We start from the raw sequence: 20,713 nt of genomic DNA, 5'->3' as shown, positions 1-20,713 counted from the left end.
AAGTTTTCATGGCTGTAGTCATCGACAAACCGGTAGCCGACTTCGAAGCCCAGGCCACCAGCGGGCAGACCTTCAGCCTTGCCGGGCTCAAGGGCAAACAAGTGGTGATCTACTTCTACCCGAAAGACAGCACCCCGGGCTGCACCACCGAAGGCCAGGGCTTTCGTGACCAGCACGCAGCCTTCAAGGCGGCCAACACCGAAGTGTTTGGCGTGTCCCGGGACAGCGTGAAGTCCCACGAGAACTTCAAGGCCAAGCAGGAATTCCCCTTTGAGCTGATCAGCGACAAGGACGAGGCTGTTTGCCAGCTGTTCGATGTAATCAAGCTGAAGAAGCTGTATGGCAAGGAATATTTAGGCGTTGATCGCAGCACCTTCCTGATCGACAAGGATGGTGTGCTGCGTCAGGAATGGCGTGGTGTGAAAGTACCAGGCCATGTGGATGCCGTGCTGGCAGCGGCGCAGGCGCTAAATAAAGCCTGACACCGAACCTGTAGGAGCGAGCTTGCTCGCGAAGGTCGTCAACGAAAACGCGCCCTACCTGAATGGACGCGTTGCCTATGAACGCTACGCGAGCAAGCTCGCTGCTACAGTTACAACAATGGTGCCACCACCGGCTCTTGCCGGGGCCAGGCATCCAGCACCGCCTTGAACAGCGTCGCCAGGGGAATCGCAAAGAACACCCCCCAGAAGCCCCATAACCCGCCAAACAACAACACCGCACAGATGATCGCCACCGGATGCAGGTTCACCGCCTCGGAGAACAGCAGCGGCACCAGCACGTTACCGTCCAGCACCTGGATGATGCCGTATACCGCCATCAGGTAGATGAACTGATCGCTCCAGCCCCATTGGAACAGCGCGATCAACATCACCGGCACTGTCACCACCACCGCGCCGACGTATGGCACCACCACTGAAACCCCCACCAACAGCGCCAGCAGGGCTGCGTAGTTCAGTCCCAGCGCGACAAAGCCAATGTAGGTGACGCCACCGCAGATAAAGATCTCGATGACCTTGCCACGGATGTAGTTGGCAATCTGCCGGTTCATTTCTTCGGCGACCCGGGTAATCAGCGCCCGCTCACGGGGCAGGTAGCCACGCACCCAACGACCGATCATCTCGCGGTCCTTGAGGAAGAAGAACACCAGGATCGGCACCAGTACCAGATAAATCATGATGTTGACCAGCAACGGCAAGCTCGAAAGGGAAAAGGTCAGCGCCCATTGTCCGAACTTTCCGATTTCACCGCGGGCCACTTCAATGGCCTGCAATACCTGCTCGTCCGATACCAGATGCGGATAACGCTCGGGCAACAGCAGCAGCAATGACTGCCACTTGGCGAGCATGCCCGGCAGTTCGTTGAACAAGGTAATCAACTGATGCCACAGCAAAGGCACCACGATCACGATAAACACCAGCAACAGCCCCATGAACAAGGCAAACACCAGGCCCACCGCCGCCCCACCCGGCAAGCGCAAACGCTCCAGAATGGAGACCAGGCCTTGCATCAGGTACGCCAGCACCATCCCCGCCAATACTGGCGCCAGCATGCCACCCAAGGTGAGCACGGCCGTAAAGGCGAGAAACAGCAGAACGGCCAGCACCACGGCTTCTTCGTCGGAGAAGTAGCGCTGAATCCAGTCACGTAACACTTTGAACATCAATAAACCTCAGGCGATAAGGACAGCACATTCAAGCGATTCAGGCCTTGCGCAACCAGTAACGATAGACGCCTGCTTCGTCTTCTTCATGCAGCAAGGTGTGGCCGGCCAGCTTGGAAAACGTACGGAAATCCCGCTGGGAGCCCGCGTCCGTGGCAATCACCTTGAGCACCGCGCCGCTGGCCAGCCGATTGAGTTCCAGCTTGGCCTTGAGCAATGGCAGCGGGCAGTTAAGGCCACTGGCATCCAGTTCGGCATCGAAGGCTACAGCGTCGGTCATGGTTTTGCTCCGGGTGGGCATCGAGGGCGCTTAGAATATCTGGTCCGAAGCTCAGTGTCCGGCTACAGTAAGGTCTTTGTCGAAAGGCTTTGTGCATGACTTTTTTGCGCCCTACCCTGCTGACGCTGGCTTGCCTGCTGGCCTCTCCAGGCTTCGCTGACGACCTGCCGTCACTTGGCGACGCCAGTTCTGCCATTGTCTCGCCAAAACAGGAATACGATTTAGGCAGGGCATGGCTGTCCTACTTGCGTGGCCAGGTCTCGCAACTCAACGACCCGCAGCTCAAGGACTACGTCGAAACCAGCGTGTACAAACTGGTGGAGACCAGCCAGGTCAATGACCGGCGCCTGGAATTCATTCTGATCAACAGCCCGCAGTTGAACGCCTTTGCCGCACCGGGCGGCATCGTCGGAGTCAACGGCGGCCTGTTCCTCAATGCCCAGACCGAAGGCGAATATGCGTCGGTACTGGCCCACGAATTGGCTCACTTGTCCCAACGCCACTTCGCCCGAGGCGTGGAAGCGCAGCAACGGATGCAAATCCCGATGATGGCTGCACTGCTCGGCGGCATCATCGCCGCCGCCGCTGGCGCAGGTGATGCGGGTATTGCTGCGATTGCCGGCAGCCAGGCCGCCGCCATCCAGGAGCAACGCCGCTTTTCCCGGCAAAACGAGCAAGAGGCTGATCGTATCGGCATTCTCAACCTGGAGAAGGCCGGTTACGACCCGCGCTCCATGCCGACCATGTTCGAGCGCCTGATGCGCCAGTACCGCTTTGACGCCAAGCCACCAGAATTCCTGCTGACTCACCCGGTCACCGAATCGCGGATCGCCGACACCCGCAACCGCGCGGAGCAAGCCAAGCCGGGCGGCATTGAAGACAGCCTGCGCTACCAACTGATCCGCGCTCGCGTGCAGTTGTATTACGAAGACACTCCAGGCCTGGCAGCCAAGCGTTTCCAGGCTCAGCTGGATGAAAACCCGAAAAATGATGTGGCGCGTTATGGCTTGGCCATCGCCCAGATCAAAGGCGCGCAGTTCAACCTGGCCCGGGAAAACCTCAAGCCGCTGCTGGCCAAGGCACCCAACGACATCACCTACAACCTGGCGCAGATCGAGTTGGACATTACCAACAACCGCCTGCCGGATGCCCAGCAGCGCACGGACCGGATGTTGACGCAATATCCGGGCAACTACCCACTGAATCAGGTGCGGGTGGACCTGCTGCTCAAGCAGAACCGTACCGCTGATGCGGAAAAAGCCCTGGAAGGCCTGCTCAAATCACGCACAGACGATCCGGATGTCTGGTATCAGGTCGCGGAAACCCGTGGCTTGTCGGGCAATATCATCGGCCTGCACCAGGCCCGCGCCGAGTACTTCGCCCTGGTGGGGGATTTCAAGCAGGCCATCCAGCAATTGGACTTCGCCAAGCGCCGCGCCGGCAGCAACTTCCCGCTCTCATCACGTATCGATGCACGCCAGCGTGAACTGATCGACCAGGAACGCATGATCAAAGACATGATGGGCTAAACCTTACAGCCACAAAAAAGCCCCGCTCTCGTACATCGAGAGCGGGGCTTTTTTATTGGACTAGCGGATTACTCGGCCAGTTTGAAGGTAATGAAGCTGGCACGCCCCTGACGCAGGACGCGCATCGACACCGAGCGGTTCTTCGGCAGCGCTTTGGCGATGTCGGTGAACTCTTTGGTGGAGTTGATGGCCTGGTTGTTCAGGTGGGTAATCACATCACCTGGTTGCAGACCAATCAGGGAGGCAGGGCCGTCCTGGACTTCCTTGATGACTACACCGCTCTTGAGGTCGAAGCTCTTCTTCTGCTCGTCGGTCAACTCGACCACGGCAATGCCCAGGCGGTTGCTGCTGCGTTCGGCACCCGGCTTGCTGTTGCCCAGTGCATCCAGCGCCGCGCCTTCTTCCGGAATCGCGCCGACAGTCAGCTCAACGTTCTGGCGCTTGCCGTCGCGGATCACTTCCAGCTTGGCCTTGCTGCCGGCCTTGAGAGCGCCCACCAGGTGTGGCAAGTCCGCAGACATGACGATCGGCTGGCCGTTCATGCTCAGGATCACGTCACCGACTTGCAGGCCACCTTTAGCTGCGGGGCCATCGTCCTGGATCTGCGCGACCAAGGCGCCGGCCGGCTTGTCGAGGCCGAAGGATTCAGCCAGGTCCTTGTTCACTTCCTGGATCACTACGCCCAGCCAGCCGCGGCTGACTTTGCCACCGGTTTTCAGCTGGTTGGAAACATCCATGGCCACGTCGATCGGAATCGCGAACGACACGCCCATGAAACCACCGGAGCGGGTATAGATCTGCGAGTTGATGCCGACCACTTCGCCCGCCAGGTTGAACAGCGGGCCGCCGGAGTTGCCCGGGTTGATCGGCACGTCGGTCTGGATGAACGGCACGTAGTTTTCGTTCGGCAGGCTGCGACCGATGGCGCTGACGATACCTTGGGTCACGGTGTGGTCAAAACCAAACGGCGAACCGATGGCGACGACCCATTGCCCGGCTTTCAGGTCCTGGGATTTGCCCAGTTTCAGCACCGGCAGGTCCTTGCCTTCGATTTTCAGCAGGGCCACGTCGGAGCGTGGATCCGTGCCCACCAGCTTGGCTTTCAACTCACTGCGATCCGCCAGGCGCACCAGAATCTCGTCGGCGTCAGCAATCACGTGGTTATTGGTAAGGATGTAGCCGTCAGGCGAGATGATGAAACCCGAGCCCAGGGACTGTGCCTCACGCTGGCCACCACCACCGCCACGCGGCGTGCGCGGCTGGGGCATGCCACGTTCAAAGAACTCCCGCAGCATCGGCGGCAGGCCTTCAAGGTCAGGCATCTGCTGGTTGGAGACTTTGCGATCCGGCAGCTTTTGCGTAGTGCTGATGTTCACCACGGCAGGCGACGCCTGCTCCACCAGTTGGGTGAAATCAGGCAGCTCGGCCGCTTGCGCGGTAACGGCCTGACCCAGCACCAGCACCGTGGCGACTATGGATAGGTAAGACTTCAAACGTGGTATCGACATACAGCTCCCGTTACGACGAGCAGGGTTGAGCGACAGGGTTCAATAAACGCCGAAAAAACTGCGACCGACATTTTTGTTCCGCGAACAAAACAAGGCCAGGGCCGAGAAGCCCTGACCTATAAAAAACATAGGGGATTTTAGCAAGTGAAAAAAATGATCCAGACATTTCATGTTTCTCGGTAGAGGCAGGCAACGACGCTCTCCTGCGCAACATTGAAATATCAGGATGAACATACGATTAACAACTCACGGCTTGGCGGGCGTGGTGCCACTGCGTAAAGACAGCGCAATTCGCTCGGCGGTGCCAATCGGAATTTCACCGACGACAGTCACCATCACCTCACCCTCCGGGGTATTCAAACGCCGCGATACTGCGACTGTCGGACCAAGTTGGGTACGGGTCTCGGTCACGGCCGCGCCGTTGAGCGGCTCCAGGAATACCGAAAAACGCGCCAGACCATCGTCATACATCAAACTGCTGACAGTCACCTTGGTATGGGAGTCTTTATGCGCGCTGCGGTTGACCAACTGGAAGCCTGGCGGTAACCAATCGAGGCGCCAATCCTGAGGGATCTCGACCTCCGGGGCCTTGGCGCTGGTCACTGCAACCGGCGTACATTCGCCGCTGGGCAGCAAATCACGATCGTCAGGTACCGATGTATTGAGCCGGGTGAACTGGAATCGCTCCAGCAACTGGCCCTGATCATTAAGCAACAATGACTTCAGTGGCAGCGCGGTTTCGCGATCCAGATGCAGCTCAAAACCATAGCGGTATTGATCGCGAGGGGTAACTGAGACGATCACCGCATTTCGACCAGCCACGCGCGATTTGCCGATGACGGCAAGGTCGTAGAATGCTTTGAGTTTTTGCGGATCAAGGGCGCGCGCTGCGGCGTTGGGAGAGCCCCCCAGCCCGGCAACCAGCGTGCCACTCACGCATTGGGTACGGCCATCAACGCGCAGGACTTCCTGGGCAGAACCATCGAGCTGCAAAAGCCGCTCACGGACCTGACCATTCTGGACACGATGCCAGATGTCATGGGTAGAAAAACTACCGTTACGCTCGTAGATGAAGGTGCCTTGAAAGCTTTGTTGCTGCTCCGCCCGCCCAAGACGCGTCAGCCAGTCTTGGGCTTCGTCGGCATGGGCGGGGACTACAAACCAGCCACTGAGCAAAAGCGCAAGGAGCGGTATGGCGCGCATAAAGCTCCTTGGCGGACTAGCGGTTTTCCAGGCTTGCAGCACGAGCGTATGGCAGAGCGCTTTCAGTGCCTTTCAAGGCTGATTCCTGTGCGTGTTGGCGCAGGTAGCCTGGAAGACGCTGATCTTGCCAGCCGGATTGCCCTTGAAGTACACCGTTGGCCATAGGCCCGGTGGTATCAGAGCTTTCCTTGTAGCCGGCCAGTACGGCTGGACCCTTGACCTGCGGACCGGCCATGACCGGTTGCTGGGTTTGTTGGGCCAGTTCGGCACCGGCGATTTCGTCCTGGTTGTACAGGCGAACACCTGCCAGTACAGCGACGGTCACCGAAGCAGCGACTGCCAGACGACCCAGGCTACGCCAAGGACCGCGAGCAGCTTTTGCCGGAACGGCTTCATCAGCCAGCGCAGCAGAAACGGCCGCAGCAATATCCAGACGAGGGATTAGAAGATCCTTGTGCATCACCGCCCGAGCGACTTGGTAACGAGACCAGGTTTCACGGGTTTCGGCATCATCAAATGCATTAAGCACTCGACGAAGTTCCAGTTCATCCGCTTCGTTATCCATCACTGCGGACAGCGATTCCTGCAGGGCATCACGACTCATGGCGGTTCCTCTCTTGGCTGTCGCCGCTGTCTCAGTTTTCCTGCAACAACGGCTGCAGGGCTTTATCGATGGCTTCCCGAGCCCGGAAAATCCGGGAACGTACGGTACCCACCGGACATTGCATGACGCTCGCAATGTCTTCGTAACTCAGACCATCGAATTCACGTAAAGTTAACGCGGTACGCAAATCTTCTGGCAGTTGTTGAATAGTGCGATGGACGGTTCCTTCAATCTCGTCGCGCAGCAATGCACGCTCCGGCGACTCGAGATCTTTGAGGCCGTGATCACCATCATAAAATTCAGCATCTTCCGAACTAACATCACTATCCGGCGGGCGGCGACCGCGAGAAACCAGATAGTTCTTCGCCGTGTTAATGGCGATGCGGTAGAGCCACGTGTAAAACGCACTATCACCGCGAAAATTACCGAGTGCACGGTACGCCTTGATAAAGGCTTCCTGTGCAACGTCCTGCGCTTCATGGGTGTCGTGCACAAACCGCACGATCAACCCGAGAATTTTGTGCTGGTATTTCAGCACTAGCAGATCAAATGCCCGCTTGTCGCCGCGTTGAACGCGCTCAACCAGCTGCTGATCCTCTTCCTGGGTTAGCATGAACACTCCTCGTTGTACTTAAAGGAGGCTTGCATAACTAATCGATCAGGCTTGCAAACATAGACTCGGGCTTTTCGCAAAAGTTCTCCCCCTCCAAGCAAGTTTCCGGTACGCACTGATTTGGCACACACGAAAAACGCAGCGCGGGCTATGCCGGCTGCGCGAATAATCTGTCGCCAGCTTCCTGACGCGCCTGACACAGGCGCCGATCAGCAAATCCGGCGTGTTCCCAGCTTTCGGGCATCCTGCTATTGAGTCGGGGCTTATGCAAAAAGTTCCCATCCCAATCGCCTTCAGTTTCACGAAAGCCGTGCAGTTCGTCGACCGTAGTCTCACAATGCCACGAATGCCCGGCTATTGTGCCGCTCCCCCCCTCTATATACTAGTGGGCCGTGTGACCCTTTGATTCGCCGATCCAGGCGTCCTGTTTGCGCCCCCTTCGGATCGCTTTTTGCGGAATCCTTCAAATGAGCCAACAGTTTCAACACGATGTCCTGGTGATTGGCAGCGGCGCCGCGGGCTTGAGCCTCGCATTGACCCTGCCGGGCCACCTGCGCATAGCCGTTCTGAGCAAGGGTGACCTGGCCAACGGTTCGACATTCTGGGCCCAGGGCGGTGTCGCTGCGGTGCTGGATGACACCGACACCGTGCAATCCCACGTCGAAGACACCCTGAATGCCGGCGGTGGCCTGTGCAATGAAGAAGCGGTGCGCTTCACCGTCGAGCACAGCCGCGAAGCCATCCAATGGCTTATCGACCAGGGTGTACCCTTCACCCGGGATGAACATTCCGGCACCGACGACGGCGGCTTCGAGTTCCACCTGACCCGCGAGGGCGGCCACAGCCATCGGCGCATCATCCATGCCGCCGACGCCACCGGCGCCGCAATCTTCAAGACCCTGCTCGACCAAGCGCGCCAACGCCCCAACATCGAATTGCTGGAGCAGCGAGTCGCCGTCGACCTGATTACCGAAAAACGCCTGGGCCTGTCGGGCGAACGCTGCCTCGGCGCCTACGTGCTTAACCGTACCAGCGGCGAAGTCGACACCTACGGCGCACGCTTCACGATTCTCGCCTCGGGCGGCGCAGCAAAGGTTTACCTCTACACCAGCAACCCCGACGGCGCCTGCGGTGATGGCATCGCCATGGCCTGGCGTTCCGGCTGCCGAGTGGCGAACCTGGAATTCAACCAGTTCCACCCCACCTGCCTGTACCACCCGCAAGCCAAGAGTTTCCTGATCACCGAAGCCCTGCGGGGCGAAGGCGCGCACCTGAAACTGCCCAACGGCGAACGCTTCATGCAGCGCTTCGACCCACGAGCAGAGCTGGCCCCGCGAGACATCGTCGCCCGGGCCATCGACCATGAAATGAAGCGCCTGGGCATCGACTGCGTCTACCTGGACATCAGCCACAAGCCCGAAGCCTTCATCAAGACCCACTTCCCAACAGTGTACGAGCGCTGCCTGGCGTTCAACATCGACATCACCAAAGGCCCGATCCCGGTCGTGCCGGCGGCGCACTACACCTGCGGCGGCGTGATGGTCGACCAACACGGGCGCACCGACGTACCCGGCCTGTACGCCATCGGCGAAACCAGCTTCACCGGCCTGCACGGTGCCAACCGCATGGCCAGCAACTCGCTGCTGGAATGTTTCGTATACGCCCGCTCCGCCGCCGCCGACATCCTTGAACAACTGCCGCGCATCCCGGTGCCGGCTGCCCTGCCCCGCTGGGACGCCAGCCAGGTCACCGATTCGGATGAAGACGTGATCATCGCCCACAACTGGGACGAACTGCGGCGCTTCATGTGGGACTACGTGGGCATCGTGCGCACAAACAAACGCCTGGCGCGGGCGCAGCACCGGGTTCGGCTGCTGCTGGATGAGATCGACGAGTTCTACAGCAACTATAAAGTCAGCCGCGACCTGATCGAGTTGCGCAACCTGGCCCAGGTGGCGGAATTGATGATCCGCTCGGCCATGGAACGCAAGGAGAGCCGGGGCCTGCATTACACCCTCGACTACCCGCAGATGCTGCCCGAAGCGCGTGACACTATTCTGGTGCCAACCACCTACGGCGGCTGAACTTCAAGCGCACCCGCAGGCGCCGATGCACATCGGCGGCCTGCGAATCCCGCGGCACGCATATCGAACGCACCCGCCAGTCACCCTGCACCCGAAAGCGCAGCACCACGATCAACGGCAACGCCAGGCTGTCGGGGCGCAATTGCACACTGTGCCAGCCACGGGCGGCGCTCCATAGCTGCCAGCCATCCTCATCGCGACGCAGGCCACGAATCGACGAACGGTGAGTCAACAGGAGATGACGCGGCAGCACCCAACCGGCATGGGCCAGGCACACCAAGGCGCCAACGGCTGCAATCCACGGGGACACATCGAGAAACCACAACGCACCCAATGCGAACGCCTGGGCGAAAAGATAAACCGCCAGCAACTGCCCGGAGGCATGCCAGCGGCATTCGAACGTATTACTTGGGCTGGACACGATCCAGAATCATCCGAACCATGCGCTGCAGCTCCGGGTCTTCCGATTCGGCGCGTTCCATGAACCAGCCGAACATGTCCTGATCTTCGCATTCCAGCAGCTTGCGGTAGCAGTCGCGGTCGACGTCGTTGAGGTGCGGATAGACCTCCCTGACGAACGGTACCAGCAACACGTCCAGCTCAAGCATGCCGCGGCGGCTGTGCCAGTAGAGGCGATTGAGTTCTACATCTTCGACCATGGAGCGCTCCTCAAATAGAGCGCAAGTATACAGGCCGACGCTGCCTGGAACAGTCGGCTTTGGTCGGCCATACCGAAACTATCCATTTGCCGGGCGCCCCTCTATGATGCACTCATGACTTTTTAACCTGCGATGACCCATGGCTGACTCTGCTTTCTTCTGCTCCCTGTCCCACGAAGGCGTACTCGCCGTCCGCGGCTCCGACGCTGCCAAATTCCTCCAGGGACAACTGACCTGCAACCTCAACTACCTGAGTGACACCCAGGCCAGCCTGGGCGCGCGCTGCACCCAAAAGGGGCGCATGCAGTCGAGCTTCCGCATCCTGCTGCAAGGCGATGGCGTGCTGCTGGCCATGGCCACCGAACTGCTGGAGCCGCAACTGGCAGACTTGAAAAAGTACGCCGTGTTCTCCAAATCCAAACTCACCGACGAAAGCGCCGCCTGGGTGCGTTTCGGGGTGTCGGATGCGGATCAGGTACTGGCCAGCCTCGGCCTCGAACTCCCCACCGAGACCGACAGCGTGGTGCGCAGCGACGATCTGATCGCCATCCGCGTATCCCCAGGCCGCGCCGAGCTCTGGGCTCCTGCCGCTCAAGCCGAAACCCTGCACGGCCAACTCGCCGCGCAATTGAACGAAGGTGAACTGAACCAATGGCTGTTGGGCCAGATCCGTGCCGGCATCGGCCAGGTCATGCCTCAGACCCGCGAACTGTTCATCCCGCAAATGCTCAACCTGCAAGCCATCGGCGGCGTCAGCTTCAAGAAAGGCTGCTACACCGGCCAGGAAATCGTCGCGCGCATGCAGTACCTGGGCAAACTCAAGCGCCGCCTGTATCGCCTGAGCCTGAATGCCAGTGAACTGCCGGAGCCTGGCACCCCACTGTTTTCCCCGACTCACAACAGTGCCATCGGCGAGGTGGTCATTGCCGCCCGTGCCGACCAAACGATTGAACTTCTAGCGGTGCTGCAAGCCGAAGCAGCAGAGAGTGGCGATGTGCATGTAGGCACGCTGGAAGGCCCCGGTCTTCAGCTGCTCGACCTGCCCTACCAACTGGACCGTGATCGCGAGATCCAGCGCTGATCGTCGTACCTTTTTGCAACACCCTAGAGATCTTGAATGAACAAGCTGGCGGAAAAAGTCCAACAGGCTTTGGTTGTGGCCATCGATAACGATGACCTGGTTCTGCCAACGCTGCCGGAAGTGGCCCTGAAGATTCGTCAGGCCGCCGAAGACCCGGACATCAGTATCAGCCATCTAAGCAAAGTGATCAGCCGCGATACCGCCTTGTCGGCGCGGTTGATCAAAGTGGTCAACAGCCCGCTGTTGCGCGCGACCCAGGAAGTTACCGACCTGCACACCGCCATCACCCGGTTGGGCACCAACTACAGCAGTAACCTGTCGATCGGGCTGGTAATGGAACAGATCTTTCACGCCCGTTCCGATGTGGTCGAACAGAAGATGCGCGACGTGTGGCGACGCAGCCTGGAAGTGGCCGGCGTGAGCTACGCGCTGTGCCGCAACCACAGCCAGTTGAAGCCTGACCAGGCGGCCCTCGGCGGTTTGGTGCACCAGATTGGCGTGCTGCCGATTTTGACCTATGCCGAAGATCATTATGAACTGCTGGCTGACCCCGTCAGCCTCAACCACGTGATTGAAAGCATCCACCCGCTGCTGGGGGACAAACTGCTGCGAAGGTGGGACTTCCCGGAAATGCTGGTGAACCTGCCAGGGCAATACCTCGACCTGGAGCGCGACTCCGAGCGCCTGGACTATATCGACCTGGTGCAGGTCGCCGTGCTGTATTGCCACCGCAACACCGACCATCCGCTCGCCAGCGTGCCGGTATCGACGGTGCCTGCTATCAAGAAACTGCGCCTCGACCCCTACAGCGAAGCCCTGCGCACCGAGCTGGATGAAGCGCGGTCGATGTTTTACTGATTACCCCGCAATAAAACTGACCCGCACTTTCAACCCCGCCAACTCACCGTCATGCAAGCTGATCTGCGCCAGATGTGCCCGGCAGATCTCGCCGACAATCGCCAGCCCCAAGCCCGACCCCAAGCCCTGCTGACTGCGCCGATAGAACCGCTCGAATACCCGGTCCCGCTCATCCAGCGGGATACCCGGGCCGTCGTCTTCCACCTCAAGCACCGCCGGCGCCGTCACCCGCAGGATCACATTGCCGCCCGGCGGCGTATGGGCCAAGGCGTTGTCCACCAGGTTGCTCAACAACTCGTTCAACAAGGTCGGCTCGCCTCGCAGCCATACCGGCTCATCCGCTTCCAGCGCCAGGGCCACGCCACGTGCATGGGCCAGCGGCGCCATGGCCATCCCCAGTTCGCGGGCCAATTGGCTCAAGTCCAGCAACTGGGCCCCGCCTTCGGCAATCGCCCGGGCACCGTTTTCAATGCGAGCCAGCGACAGTAATTGATTGGCCAGGTGAGTCAGGCGATCAGTGCCCTGGGCCGCGGTTTCCAGGGTGGTGCGCCAGGTGGCCGGGTCTTCGGCGCGCAGGCCGAGCTCCAGTCGGGCTTTGAGGGCCGCCAGCGGCGTACGCAGCTCATGGGCGGCGTCGGCAATAAACTGCGCCTGGCGCTCGAACTGCCCGCGCAGGCGTTCGGTGAAATGGTTGAGCGCCCGCACCAGCGGGCCCAGTTCATGCTGCACTTCTACCAAGGGCAACGGCCGCAGATCATCCGGCTGACGCTCCTCTACCGCCGTGCGCAAACGCTCCAGCGGCCGCAACGCCGCACTCACCGCAAAGAACACCAAAAACAATGCACCGATGGCCAGCATCCCTAAGCGCAGCAAGGTATCGGCCATCAGGCTGCGAGCCATGGCGACCCGCGCCTCGTCGGTTTCGGCCACACGGATCTCCGCCATGCCGTTCATGTTCGGTTCGGAGACGGCCTTGAGCAGGCTGACCACTCGCACGTTCTGGCCCTGATACTTGGCGTTATAAAAGCGCGCCAGCGCCGGATAGTCATCGGTGCGCGGCGTGCCCGGCGGTGGGCCCGGCAGGTTCTCATAGCCGGAAATCAGCTTCTGGTGAATATCGTTGACCTGGTAGTAAATCCGCCCGGCGCTGTCATAGGCGAACGTATCCAGGGCCACGTACGGCACATCGGCACTCAAGGACCCATCACGATGAGACACGCCGGCCGCAATGGTTCGCGCCGAGGCCAACAGCGTGCGGTCATAAGCCGTGTCCGCCGCCTCGCGCCCATTCCAGTAAGCGCTCAAGCCGCTGGCGAGCATCAATACCACCAGCAACAGCGCGAGGTTCCACAGCAGGCGCCAGCGCAGGCTGCTGGGCTTATGCATCGCGGGCTTCCAGCAAGTACCCCAAACCACGGAAGGTGACGATGGCCACCGGCTGGCCATCGAGTTTCTTGCGCAGGCGATGCACGTAGATTTCGATGGCGTCGGGGCTGGCCTCTTCATCCAGGCCGAACACCTGGGAGGCCAGTTGCTCCTTGCTCATCACCCGACCCGGACGTGCAATCAGCGCCTCAAGCACCGCCTGCTCGCGGGAGGTCAGGGTCAGCAGTTCGCCACCCAGGGTGAAGCGCCGCGTATCCAGGTCGTAAATCAGCACGCCACACGCCTGCTGCCGCTCACCGCCCAGCACGCTACGGCGCAGCAGGGCTTTGACTCGGGCTTCCAGCTCCGTCAGTTCGAATGGCTTGGCCAGGTAGTCATCCGCCCCCAGGTTGAGGCCGTGCACCCGGTCTTTCACATCACTGCGAGCGGTCAACATCAGCACCGGCAGATTTTTCCCGCGGGCCCGCAACCGTGCCAACACCTCGAAACCGTCCATGCGCGGCAGGCCCACATCGAGGATCGCCACCGCGTACTCCTCGCTGCTCAAGGCCAGGTCCGCGGCCACCCCATCGTGCAACACGTCGACGGTCAAACCCGTGCTCTTGAGCGCTTGGGCGACACTTTCGGCGAGCTGCAAATGGTCTTCAACCAGAAGGACACGCATGGGGTTTTACCTCGTTAGGGGGTGGTCGGCGCCACGCTTTGCCGGGGAGTTTACAGGCGCCACCTGCGCTGTGAAGCCCGAAAACATTGAAAGGCGACTGAAAGGTTAGTGAAAGCTTCGCCCTTTAGCATCCAGCCACGGTGGGTTTCGCCTGCCGAGCTATTTCACCTGTAGCGCCCGAAAAACGCCTCGAAGCGTTTTCGCCAAAATAAGAACAATAAAACGGAGTACACCCACGATGCTGCGCACTCAGCCGCCCGCTCGTTCTTCTCGTTTCACCCAGACCGCCCTTGCCAGTGCTGCCGCCTTTGCCGGCTTTTCGCCCGTAGGCCAAGCCGCCTTTTTCGAGGACAGCACCGCCACCCTCGAAACCCGCAACATGTACTTCAATCGCGACTTTCGCGATGGCACCAGCGCACAACAATCCAAGCGCGACGAGTGGGCCCAGGGCTTCATGCTCAACCTGCAGTCGGGCTACACCGACGGCACCGTCGGCTTTGGCGTGGATGCCCTGGGCATGCTCGGGGTCAAGCTCGACTCCAGCCCCGACCGCACCGGCACCGGCCTGCTGCCCACCCACGATGATGGCCGCGCCGCCAACGAATATTCCAAACTCGGCCTGACCGGCAAAGTGAAGATCTCCGCCACCGAGCTGAAGATCGGCGCACTGATCCCCGAGTTGCCGATCCTCAAGCCCAACGACGGGCGCATCCTGCCCCAGACGTTTGAAGGCGGCCTGTTGAGTTCCAAAGAGTTCAAGAACCTGGTGTTCACCGGCGGCCGCCTGAACAAGGCCAAGGACCGCGACGACACTAACTACGAAGACATTGGCCTCAATAACAAGAACAGCCGCTTCCTCAGCGGCGCCACCGGCAAGCATTTCGATTTCGGCGGCGTGGACTACAAGTTCGCCGACAAGATCACCGGCAGCTACCACTTTGCCCAACTCGACGACGTGTACCGCCAGCATTTCCTCGGCCTGGTCGCCTCGCGCCCAATGGGCCCCGGCACCTTTGGCGCCGACCTGCGCCTGGCCATCAGTGATGACACCGGTGCAGCCCGCGGCGGCAAGATCGACAACACCTCCCTCAACGGCCTGTTCAGCTATGCCCTCAATGGCCATAAGCTCAGCGCCGGCTATCAGCACATGTCCGGCGATAGCGCCTTTCCCTACGTGGACGGTAGCGATCCTTACCTTGTCAACTTCGTGCAGATCAACGACTTTGCCGGCGCCGAAGAACGCTCGTGGCAGGCACGCTACGACTACGACTTCGCCAAGCTGGGGGTTCCCGGCCTGAGTTTCATGAGCCGTTACCTGTCGGGTGACAACATCAAGCTCAAGAACGGCGAGACCGGCAAGGAGTGGGAACGCAACAGCGAGATCAAGTACGTGGTGCAAAGTGGCACCTTCAAGGACGTGGCCGTGCGCCTGCGTAATGCCACTTACCGTTCCAACTATTCGGCCCGTGATGCGGATGAAGTGCGCCTGCTGGTGAGCTACAGCGTCGCACTCTGGTAACAGCAACCTCATAACAACAACGATGGAGATGAACATGACCCTTTCGCTGCGTAAATTTGCCCTGACGGCCAGCTGCATGCTGTTCGCCAGCCAATTGATGGCCGCCGAACCCAAGCGCCCGGAATGCATCGCCCCGGCGTCCCCGGGCGGTGGTTTTGACCTGACCTGCAAACTGGCGCAAAGCGCGCTGGTCAACCAGAAGCTGCTGAGCAAGCCGATGCGCGTGACCTACATGCCTGGCGGCGTGGGCGCGGTGGCCTATAACGCCGTCGTGGCCCAGCGCCCGGCCGACGCCGGCACGCTGGTGGCGTGGTCCAGCGGCTCGCTGCTGAACCTGGCCCAGGGCAAGTTTGGCCGCTTCGATGAAAGCGCCGTGCGCTGGCTCGCGGCCGTCGGTACCAGCTACGGCGCCATCGCGGTAAAAAACGATTCGCCCTACAAAAACCTCGACGACCTGGTCAAGGCCCTGAAGAAAGATCCAGGCAGCGTGGTCATCGGTTCCGGCGGCACCGTCGGCAGCCAGGACTGGATGCAAACCGCACTGATCGCCAAGGCCGCCGGGATCAACCCGCGTGACCTGCGTTATGTGGCACTGGAAGGCGGCGGCGAAATCGCCACCGCGTTGCTCGGCGGCCACATCCAGGTGGGCAGCACCGACATCTCCGACTCCATGCCGCACATCCTCAGCGGCGACATGCGCCTGCTGGCGGTGTTCTCCGACGAGCGCCTGGACGAGCCGGAAATGAAGAACATTCCGACCGCCAAGGAACAAGGCTACGACATCGTCTGGCCGGTGGTACGTGGCTTCTACCTTGGGCCAAAAGTCAGCGACGAAGACTACGCCTGGTGGAAGGATGCCTTCGACAAACTGCTGGCTTCCGACGAGTTCGCCAAGCTGCGTGACCAGCGCGAGCTGTTCCCGTTCGCCATGACCGGCCCGGAGCTGGACACCTACGTGAAGAAACAGGTGGCTGACTACAAAGTACTGGCCAAAGAGTTCGGCCTGATCCAGTAATCGCCCCTCTGTGGGAGCGGGCTTGCTCGCGAAAAACTTCAACGATGACGCGTGCTGCCTGTATAAACGCGACGTCCTGGCGTTCTTCGTGAGCAAGCTCGCGCCTACAAGAGTCTCCAAGGAGTTTCCCATGCTCTTACAACGCATTTTCGCCTCAGTGATGTTGTTGGTCTGCGCCGGCCTCGCACTGATGGCCTGGCCTTATCAGGCGTCGTTTTCCTACGAGCCGGTAGGGCCTCGGGCCTACCCGCTGTTGATGCTCGGGCTGATGGGCCTGGGGCTGATCTACATGCTGTTTCGCCCACAGCCCACCCAGCACACTGAAGAAGAGCCCGCGCTGGACCGCCAGACCCTGATCAAGATCGGCCTCTGTGTCGCGTTGCTGCTGGTGTTTGCCGGCACCTTCGAATCCCTGGGTTTCATCCTCAGCAGCATGCTGATCGGCATTCCGATGGCCCGCTTGTATGGCGGCCGCTGGAAGCCCAGCGTGGTGATCGTGACCTTGATGAGCATCGGTCTTTACCTGTTGTTCGACAAAGCCATGGATGTACCGCTGCCGCTCGGCCTGCTTGAAGTTCTGGAGAACTGATATGGATACGTTCAGCTATTTGGGCCAGGGCTTCGGCGTTGCACTGACCCCTTACAACCTCATCACCGCGCTGTGCGGCACCTTGATCGGCACCGTCGTTGGCCTGTTGCCGGGCCTCGGGCCGATCAACGGCGTGGCGCTGTTGATCCCCATCGCATTTGCCCTCGGGCTGCCGCCTGAGTCGGCCTTGATCCTGTTGGCGGCCGTGTACCTGGGCTGCGAATACGGCGGGCGCATCAGCTCGATTCTGCTGAACATCCCGGGTGAAGCCTCCACCGTGATGACCACCCTCGACGGCTACCCGATGGCCCGTAAAGGCCTGGCGGGCGTTGCGTTGTCGCTGTCGGCGTGGAGTTCGTTCATCGGTGCGTTTATCGCCACCTGCGGCATGGTGCTGTTCGCCCCGCTGCTGGCCAAATGGGCGATTGCCTTCGGCCCGGCGGAGTATTTCGTACTGATGGTGTTTGCCATCGTCTGCCTGGGCGGCATGGCCGGTGACAAACCGCTGAAGACCTTTGTCGCGGCGTTGATCGGCCTGTTTCTGTCTGCGGTGGGTATCGATGCCAACAGCGGTGTGTACCGCTTCACCGGCGATAACATCCACCTGACCGACGGTATCCAATTCGTGGTGCTGGTGCTGGGCCTGTTCTCCATCAGCGAAATCCTGTTGCTGCTGGAAAAAACCCACCGGGGCCAGGAAGCGGTGAAAGCTACCGGACGGATGATGTTTAACCTGAAGGAAGCTTGCGCAGTATTCGTCGTAAATATTCGCTGCGGCCTGTTGGGCTTTATCATGGGCGTATTGCCGGGCGCGGGTGCAACACTGGCCTCCGCCGTGGCCTACATGACCGAAAAACGCCTGGCCGGTGCCAGCGGTAAATTCGGCCAGGGCGACATGCGCGGCCTGGCAGCGCCGGAAACCGCAATCGGTGCTTCCGCCTGCGGCGCCCTGGTGCCGATGCTCACCCTCGGCGTACCCGGTTCGGGCACCACGGCGGTGATGATCGGCGCGCTGTCGCTGTACAACATCACCCCCGGCCCACTGCTGTTCCAACAGCAACCGGACATCGTCTGGGGCCTGATCGCCTCGTTGTTTATCGCCAACATCATGCTGGTGATCCTCAACATCCCGATGATCCGCATCTTCACCCGCATCCTTGCCGTGCCGAACTGGGCGCTGGTGCCGGTGATCGCCATCATCACCGCAATCGGTGTGTACGCGGTTCACGCCACCACCTTCGACCTGTTCCTGATGGTCGGCATCGGCATCTTCGGCTACATCCTGCGCAAGCTGGATTTCCCGCTGTCGCCGGTGCTGCTGGGCTTTATCCTCGGTGGTTTGATGGAACAGAACCTGCGTCGTGCGCTGTCGATTTCCAACGGTGAACTGCAGATCCTCTGGTCGAGCCCGATCACCTTTGGCGTATGGGTACTGACGGCCTTGATGCTGTTGTTCCCGCTGGTGCGCATCTGGCGCAAGCGTTCCCTGCAGCGCCGTGCCGTGGCCGATGTCTGAGGCCACGTTTAAAAACTGGTGGGCAACACCGCTGGTCGGTCTGCTGGGCGGGTACCTCGCCAGCCAGATCGGCTGGCCACTGCCGTACATGGTCGGCTCGTTGCTGGCGATCATCCTCGTGCGCTGCCTCACACCCTGGCAGCTGGCAGAAATTCCCGGCGGCCGCAAATGCGGCCAATGGGTGGTGGGCATCGGCATCGGCCTGCACTTCACCCCGGTGGTGATGGAACAGGTGATGAGCCACTTCGGCCTGATCTTTTTCGGCGCACTGGTCACCAGCCTCTCGAGCATTGTGGGCGTGTGGTTGATGCGCCGTAGCGGTGAAGACCGCGCCACGGCGTTTTTCTCGAGCATGCCGGGCGGGTCGGGGGAGATGGTCAACCTCGGTGCACGCAATGGCGCGGTGCTCAGCCGCGTTGCCGCAGGCCAGAGTTTGCGGGTGTTGGTGGTGGTGCTGTGTGTGCCGGCGGCGTTCAAGTACTTGCTGGGGGAAGGTGTTCCGCAGTTTCATCCGGCGACCGTCGATTGGGCCTGGCTGGCGGTGCTGTTCCCCGTCGGTGCTTTGGTAGCCTGGGGGTGGCAGCGTTTGCGTCAACCAAACCCTTGGCTGTTCGGGCCGCTGCTGGTCAGTGCCGCCGTCAGTATCACCTGGGACTTGCACATCGGCCTGCCAGACGGTGGCAGCCAGATCGGCCAGTGGCTGATCGGCAGCGGCCTGGGTTGCCACTTCAACCGGCAGTTCTTCCGGCGCGCGCCATTGTTCATGGGGCGTACCTTGATCGGTACCGCATTGACCATGTTGATCGCGACGCTGGCGGCGGTGGGCTTGAGTGCCCTGACGCATCTGGATCTGCGCTCACTGACACTGGGCATGATGCCCGGGGGGATCGCCGAGATGAGCCTGACGGCAGAAACCCTGCAACTGTCGGTGCCATTGGTAACGGCGATGCAGGTGATGCGCCTGTTGTTTGTGTTGTTTCTGGCGGAGCCGTTGTTTCGGCATTGGAACCGGCAACCAGACAAAATCTAACGCCTAAGAGACGTTCAATTGTGGGAGCTGTCGAGCCTAAGCGAGGCTGCGATAGCGGTGGGTCAGGCGGCATTGATGCTGACTGTGCGGCCGTCTTCGCAGCCTCGCTAAAGCTCGACAGCTCCTACATTGGATCTATGTCAAACCGGCGGCAATCGCCACTCGATCGGCGTCTCGCCATTCTGCTCAAGAAACTTGTTAGCGCGGCTGAAATGTCCGCAACCAATAAACCCTCTATACGCCGACAGCGGCGACGGATGCACCGACGTCAGCACCAGGTGCTTGGTGGCGTCGATCAACTTCTGCTTGCCCTGCGCGTGGGCGCCCCAGAGCAAGAACACCAGGTGCGGCTGATGCTCGCTCACCACTTCAATAATCCGATCGGTAAAGAACTGCCAACCCTTGCCCGCATGGGCGTTGGCATTCGCGCGCTCCACGGTCATGGTGGTGTTGATCATCAACACGCCCTGGTCAGCCCAGCTTTGCAGGTAGCCGTGGTTGGGGATGTCGATGTTCAGGTCGCGCTTGAGTTCTTTGTAGATATTGACCAACGACGGCGGCGCTGGCACGCCCGGCTGCACCGAGAAGCACAAGCCGTGGGCCTGGCCCGGGCCGTGGTAGGGGTCCTGGCCGAGGATCACCACCTTGACCTTGTCCAGCGGCGTTGAGTTGAGCGCGTTGAAGATCATCGGGCCCGGCGGGTAGATTTCCTTGCCGGCCGCGTGCTCCTGGCGCAGGAATTCCCGCAGCTGGGCCATGTACGGCTGGTCGAACTCGTCACGCAGGGCGTGTTTCCAGCTGGGTTCGAGTTTGATACGGTCGTCGGAGGTCATGGTTGCATCCAGAAAAAACAATGGTGCGAACCCTAGGAAAGCCCACCCTGCTTGTCAATTGATCTGACGCAGAACCGGC

The 20,713-nt window shown here is 60.5% G+C and carries 21 protein-coding genes; 10 read left to right on the top strand and 11 right to left on the bottom strand.

Translation table 11 applies throughout. The features are described from left to right. Positions 1-8: 8 nt before the first annotated feature. On the top strand, positions 9-482 hold the full coding sequence (locus ACUN0G_RS06070) for a peroxiredoxin (protein ID WP_017479251.1): 474 nt from the start codon (positions 9-11) through the stop codon (positions 480-482). A gap of 110 nt (positions 483-592) precedes the next feature. Here the strand turns inward: ACUN0G_RS06070 and ACUN0G_RS06065 are convergent, their stop codons facing one another. Further along, entirely contained in the window at positions 593-1,663 is a 1,071-nt protein-coding gene (locus ACUN0G_RS06065) for an AI-2E family transporter (protein WP_003211986.1), read from the bottom strand. Positions 1,664-1,703: 40 nt separating this feature from the next. Beyond that, on the bottom strand, positions 1,704-1,943 hold the full coding sequence (locus tag ACUN0G_RS06060) for a sulfurtransferase TusA family protein (RefSeq protein ID WP_445572902.1): 240 nt from the start codon (positions 1,941-1,943) through the stop codon (positions 1,704-1,706). A gap of 95 nt (positions 1,944-2,038) precedes the next feature. On the opposite strand from ACUN0G_RS06060, the gene ACUN0G_RS06055 reads away from it, so the two are divergent. Further along, complete coding sequence (locus tag ACUN0G_RS06055; protein ID WP_258344149.1) at positions 2,039-3,472, top strand: M48 family metalloprotease; 1,434 nt, start codon at positions 2,039-2,041, stop codon at positions 3,470-3,472. Positions 3,473-3,540: 68 nt separating this feature from the next. On the opposite strand, the gene ACUN0G_RS06050 is transcribed toward ACUN0G_RS06055, so the two are convergent. The 4 genes from ACUN0G_RS06050 to rpoE form a co-directional block, all read right to left on the bottom strand. Beyond that, positions 3,541-4,980 (bottom strand): DegQ family serine endoprotease, encoded by a 1,440-nt coding sequence (locus ACUN0G_RS06050; RefSeq protein ID WP_003211993.1) that lies wholly within the window; start codon positions 4,978-4,980, stop codon positions 3,541-3,543. A gap of 246 nt (positions 4,981-5,226) precedes the next feature. Continuing rightward, complete coding sequence (locus ACUN0G_RS06045) at positions 5,227-6,183, bottom strand: MucB/RseB C-terminal domain-containing protein (RefSeq protein ID WP_421524666.1); 957 nt, start codon at positions 6,181-6,183, stop codon at positions 5,227-5,229. 16 nt (positions 6,184-6,199) lie between these two features. Next, on the bottom strand, positions 6,200-6,787 hold the full coding sequence (locus ACUN0G_RS06040) for a sigma-E factor negative regulatory protein (protein WP_258344146.1): 588 nt from the start codon (positions 6,785-6,787) through the stop codon (positions 6,200-6,202). A gap of 31 nt (positions 6,788-6,818) precedes the next feature. Further along, positions 6,819-7,400 carry an RNA polymerase sigma factor RpoE gene (rpoE, locus tag ACUN0G_RS06035; protein WP_003172477.1) on the bottom strand — a complete coding sequence of 194 codons (582 nt, stop codon included), beginning with the start codon at positions 7,398-7,400 and terminating at the stop codon, positions 6,819-6,821. A 467-nt stretch (positions 7,401-7,867) separates the two neighbouring features. Between rpoE and nadB the strand changes: the two genes are divergently transcribed. Then, positions 7,868-9,484 (top strand): L-aspartate oxidase, encoded by a 1,617-nt coding sequence (gene nadB / locus ACUN0G_RS06030; RefSeq protein WP_445572901.1) that lies wholly within the window; start codon positions 7,868-7,870, stop codon positions 9,482-9,484. Here the strand turns inward: nadB and ACUN0G_RS06025 are convergent. Then, positions 9,453-9,905 carry a protein YgfX gene (locus tag ACUN0G_RS06025; protein WP_258344144.1) on the bottom strand — a complete coding sequence of 151 codons (453 nt, stop codon included), beginning with the start codon at positions 9,903-9,905 and terminating at the stop codon, positions 9,453-9,455. The genes nadB and ACUN0G_RS06025 overlap by 32 nt on opposite strands. Then, positions 9,889-10,143, bottom strand: coding sequence for an FAD assembly factor SdhE (locus ACUN0G_RS06020; RefSeq protein WP_003212000.1), 255 nt, complete (start codon positions 10,141-10,143; stop codon positions 9,889-9,891). Before ACUN0G_RS06020 ends, ACUN0G_RS06025 begins: the two co-directional genes overlap by 17 nt. Positions 10,144-10,282: 139 nt before the next feature. Here ACUN0G_RS06020 and ygfZ point away from each other — a divergent pair, with 139 nt between their 5' ends. After that, positions 10,283-11,224: a CAF17-like 4Fe-4S cluster assembly/insertion protein YgfZ gene (ygfZ, locus tag ACUN0G_RS06015; RefSeq protein WP_421524668.1), complete on the top strand. Its 942-nt coding sequence runs from the start codon at positions 10,283-10,285 to the stop codon at positions 11,222-11,224. 36 nt (positions 11,225-11,260) lie between these two features. After that, positions 11,261-12,082, top strand: coding sequence for an HDOD domain-containing protein (locus ACUN0G_RS06010; protein WP_445572900.1), 822 nt, complete (start codon positions 11,261-11,263; stop codon positions 12,080-12,082). On the opposite strand, the gene ACUN0G_RS06005 is transcribed toward ACUN0G_RS06010, so the two are convergent. Together ACUN0G_RS06005 and ACUN0G_RS06000 are read right to left on the bottom strand one after the other, a co-directional pair. Continuing rightward, positions 12,083-13,468, bottom strand: coding sequence for a sensor histidine kinase (locus tag ACUN0G_RS06005; RefSeq protein WP_258344140.1), 1,386 nt, complete (start codon positions 13,466-13,468; stop codon positions 12,083-12,085). Then, positions 13,461-14,132 carry a response regulator gene (locus ACUN0G_RS06000; protein ID WP_003212008.1) on the bottom strand — a complete coding sequence of 224 codons (672 nt, stop codon included), beginning with the start codon at positions 14,130-14,132 and terminating at the stop codon, positions 13,461-13,463. The genes ACUN0G_RS06005 and ACUN0G_RS06000 overlap by 8 nt, the downstream gene beginning before the upstream one ends. Positions 14,133-14,370: 238 nt before the next feature. Here ACUN0G_RS06000 and ACUN0G_RS05995 point away from each other — a divergent pair, with 238 nt between their 5' ends. The 5 genes from ACUN0G_RS05995 to ACUN0G_RS05975 all read left to right on the top strand — a co-directional run bounded on the left by ACUN0G_RS05995 (position 14,371) and on the right by ACUN0G_RS05975 (position 19,801). After that, positions 14,371-15,651, top strand: a complete 1,281-nt coding sequence (locus ACUN0G_RS05995) for an OprD family porin (RefSeq protein WP_445572899.1) — start codon at positions 14,371-14,373, stop codon at positions 15,649-15,651. Positions 15,652-15,679: 28 nt separating this feature from the next. Continuing rightward, a complete protein-coding gene (locus tag ACUN0G_RS05990; RefSeq protein WP_258344139.1) occupies positions 15,680-16,666 on the top strand; it encodes a Bug family tripartite tricarboxylate transporter substrate binding protein in 987 nt (328 codons plus the stop codon). Positions 16,667-16,796: 130 nt separating this feature from the next. Continuing rightward, the gene (locus tag ACUN0G_RS05985; RefSeq protein ID WP_421524671.1) at positions 16,797-17,255 is read left to right on the top strand and encodes a tripartite tricarboxylate transporter TctB family protein; all 459 of its coding nucleotides are present in this window, start codon (positions 16,797-16,799) and stop codon (positions 17,253-17,255) included. Position 17,256: 1 nt separating this feature from the next. Continuing rightward, the gene (locus ACUN0G_RS05980) at positions 17,257-18,771 is read left to right on the top strand and encodes a tripartite tricarboxylate transporter permease (protein ID WP_445572898.1); all 1,515 of its coding nucleotides are present in this window, start codon (positions 17,257-17,259) and stop codon (positions 18,769-18,771) included. Then, positions 18,764-19,801 (top strand): AbrB family transcriptional regulator, encoded by a 1,038-nt coding sequence (locus ACUN0G_RS05975; protein ID WP_258344137.1) that lies wholly within the window; start codon positions 18,764-18,766, stop codon positions 19,799-19,801. Before ACUN0G_RS05980 ends, ACUN0G_RS05975 begins: the two co-directional genes overlap by 8 nt. A gap of 140 nt (positions 19,802-19,941) precedes the next feature. Here ACUN0G_RS05975 and ung read toward each other — a convergent pair whose 3' ends face one another. Continuing rightward, on the bottom strand, positions 19,942-20,634 hold the full coding sequence (gene ung, locus ACUN0G_RS05970) for a uracil-DNA glycosylase (RefSeq protein ID WP_017479266.1): 693 nt from the start codon (positions 20,632-20,634) through the stop codon (positions 19,942-19,944). Positions 20,635-20,713: the final 79 nt, after the last annotated feature.

It is taken from the genome of Pseudomonas sp. 32A, from assembly GCF_052682255.1.
This window is presented reverse-complemented; position numbering and strand designations above follow the sequence as displayed.

Excerpts from the sequence above, each read along its gene's own strand:
- ACUN0G_RS06070 (WP_017479251.1), top strand. The coding sequence starts at position 9 with ATGGCTGTAGTCATCGACAAACCGGTAGCCGACTTCGAAGCCCAGGCC.
- ACUN0G_RS06065 (WP_003211986.1), bottom strand. The coding sequence starts at position 1,663 with ATGTTCAAAGTGTTACGTGACTGGATTCAGCGCTACTTCTCCGACGAA.
- ACUN0G_RS06060 (WP_445572902.1), bottom strand. The coding sequence starts at position 1,943 with ATGACCGACGCTGTAGCCTTCGATGCCGAACTGGATGCCAGTGGCCTT.
- ACUN0G_RS06055 (WP_258344149.1), top strand. The coding sequence starts at position 2,039 with ATGACTTTTTTGCGCCCTACCCTGCTGACGCTGGCTTGCCTGCTGGCC.
- ACUN0G_RS06050 (WP_003211993.1), bottom strand. The coding sequence starts at position 4,980 with ATGTCGATACCACGTTTGAAGTCTTACCTATCCATAGTCGCCACGGTG.
- ACUN0G_RS06045 (WP_421524666.1), bottom strand. The coding sequence starts at position 6,183 with ATGCGCGCCATACCGCTCCTTGCGCTTTTGCTCAGTGGCTGGTTTGTA.
- ACUN0G_RS06040 (WP_258344146.1), bottom strand. The coding sequence starts at position 6,787 with ATGAGTCGTGATGCCCTGCAGGAATCGCTGTCCGCAGTGATGGATAAC.
- rpoE (WP_003172477.1), bottom strand. The coding sequence starts at position 7,400 with ATGCTAACCCAGGAAGAGGATCAGCAGCTGGTTGAGCGCGTTCAACGC.
- nadB (WP_445572901.1), top strand. The coding sequence starts at position 7,868 with ATGAGCCAACAGTTTCAACACGATGTCCTGGTGATTGGCAGCGGCGCC.
- ACUN0G_RS06020 (WP_003212000.1), bottom strand. The coding sequence starts at position 10,143 with ATGGTCGAAGATGTAGAACTCAATCGCCTCTACTGGCACAGCCGCCGC.
- ygfZ (WP_421524668.1), top strand. The coding sequence starts at position 10,283 with ATGGCTGACTCTGCTTTCTTCTGCTCCCTGTCCCACGAAGGCGTACTC.
- ACUN0G_RS06010 (WP_445572900.1), top strand. The coding sequence starts at position 11,261 with ATGAACAAGCTGGCGGAAAAAGTCCAACAGGCTTTGGTTGTGGCCATC.
- ACUN0G_RS06005 (WP_258344140.1), bottom strand. The coding sequence starts at position 13,468 with ATGCATAAGCCCAGCAGCCTGCGCTGGCGCCTGCTGTGGAACCTCGCG.
- ACUN0G_RS06000 (WP_003212008.1), bottom strand. The coding sequence starts at position 14,132 with ATGCGTGTCCTTCTGGTTGAAGACCATTTGCAGCTCGCCGAAAGTGTC.
- ACUN0G_RS05995 (WP_445572899.1), top strand. The coding sequence starts at position 14,371 with ATGCTGCGCACTCAGCCGCCCGCTCGTTCTTCTCGTTTCACCCAGACC.
- ACUN0G_RS05990 (WP_258344139.1), top strand. The coding sequence starts at position 15,680 with ATGAACATGACCCTTTCGCTGCGTAAATTTGCCCTGACGGCCAGCTGC.
- ACUN0G_RS05985 (WP_421524671.1), top strand. The coding sequence starts at position 16,797 with ATGCTCTTACAACGCATTTTCGCCTCAGTGATGTTGTTGGTCTGCGCC.
- ACUN0G_RS05980 (WP_445572898.1), top strand. The coding sequence starts at position 17,257 with ATGGATACGTTCAGCTATTTGGGCCAGGGCTTCGGCGTTGCACTGACC.
- ACUN0G_RS05975 (WP_258344137.1), top strand. The coding sequence starts at position 18,764 with ATGTCTGAGGCCACGTTTAAAAACTGGTGGGCAACACCGCTGGTCGGT.
- ung (WP_017479266.1), bottom strand. The coding sequence starts at position 20,634 with ATGACCTCCGACGACCGTATCAAACTCGAACCCAGCTGGAAACACGCC.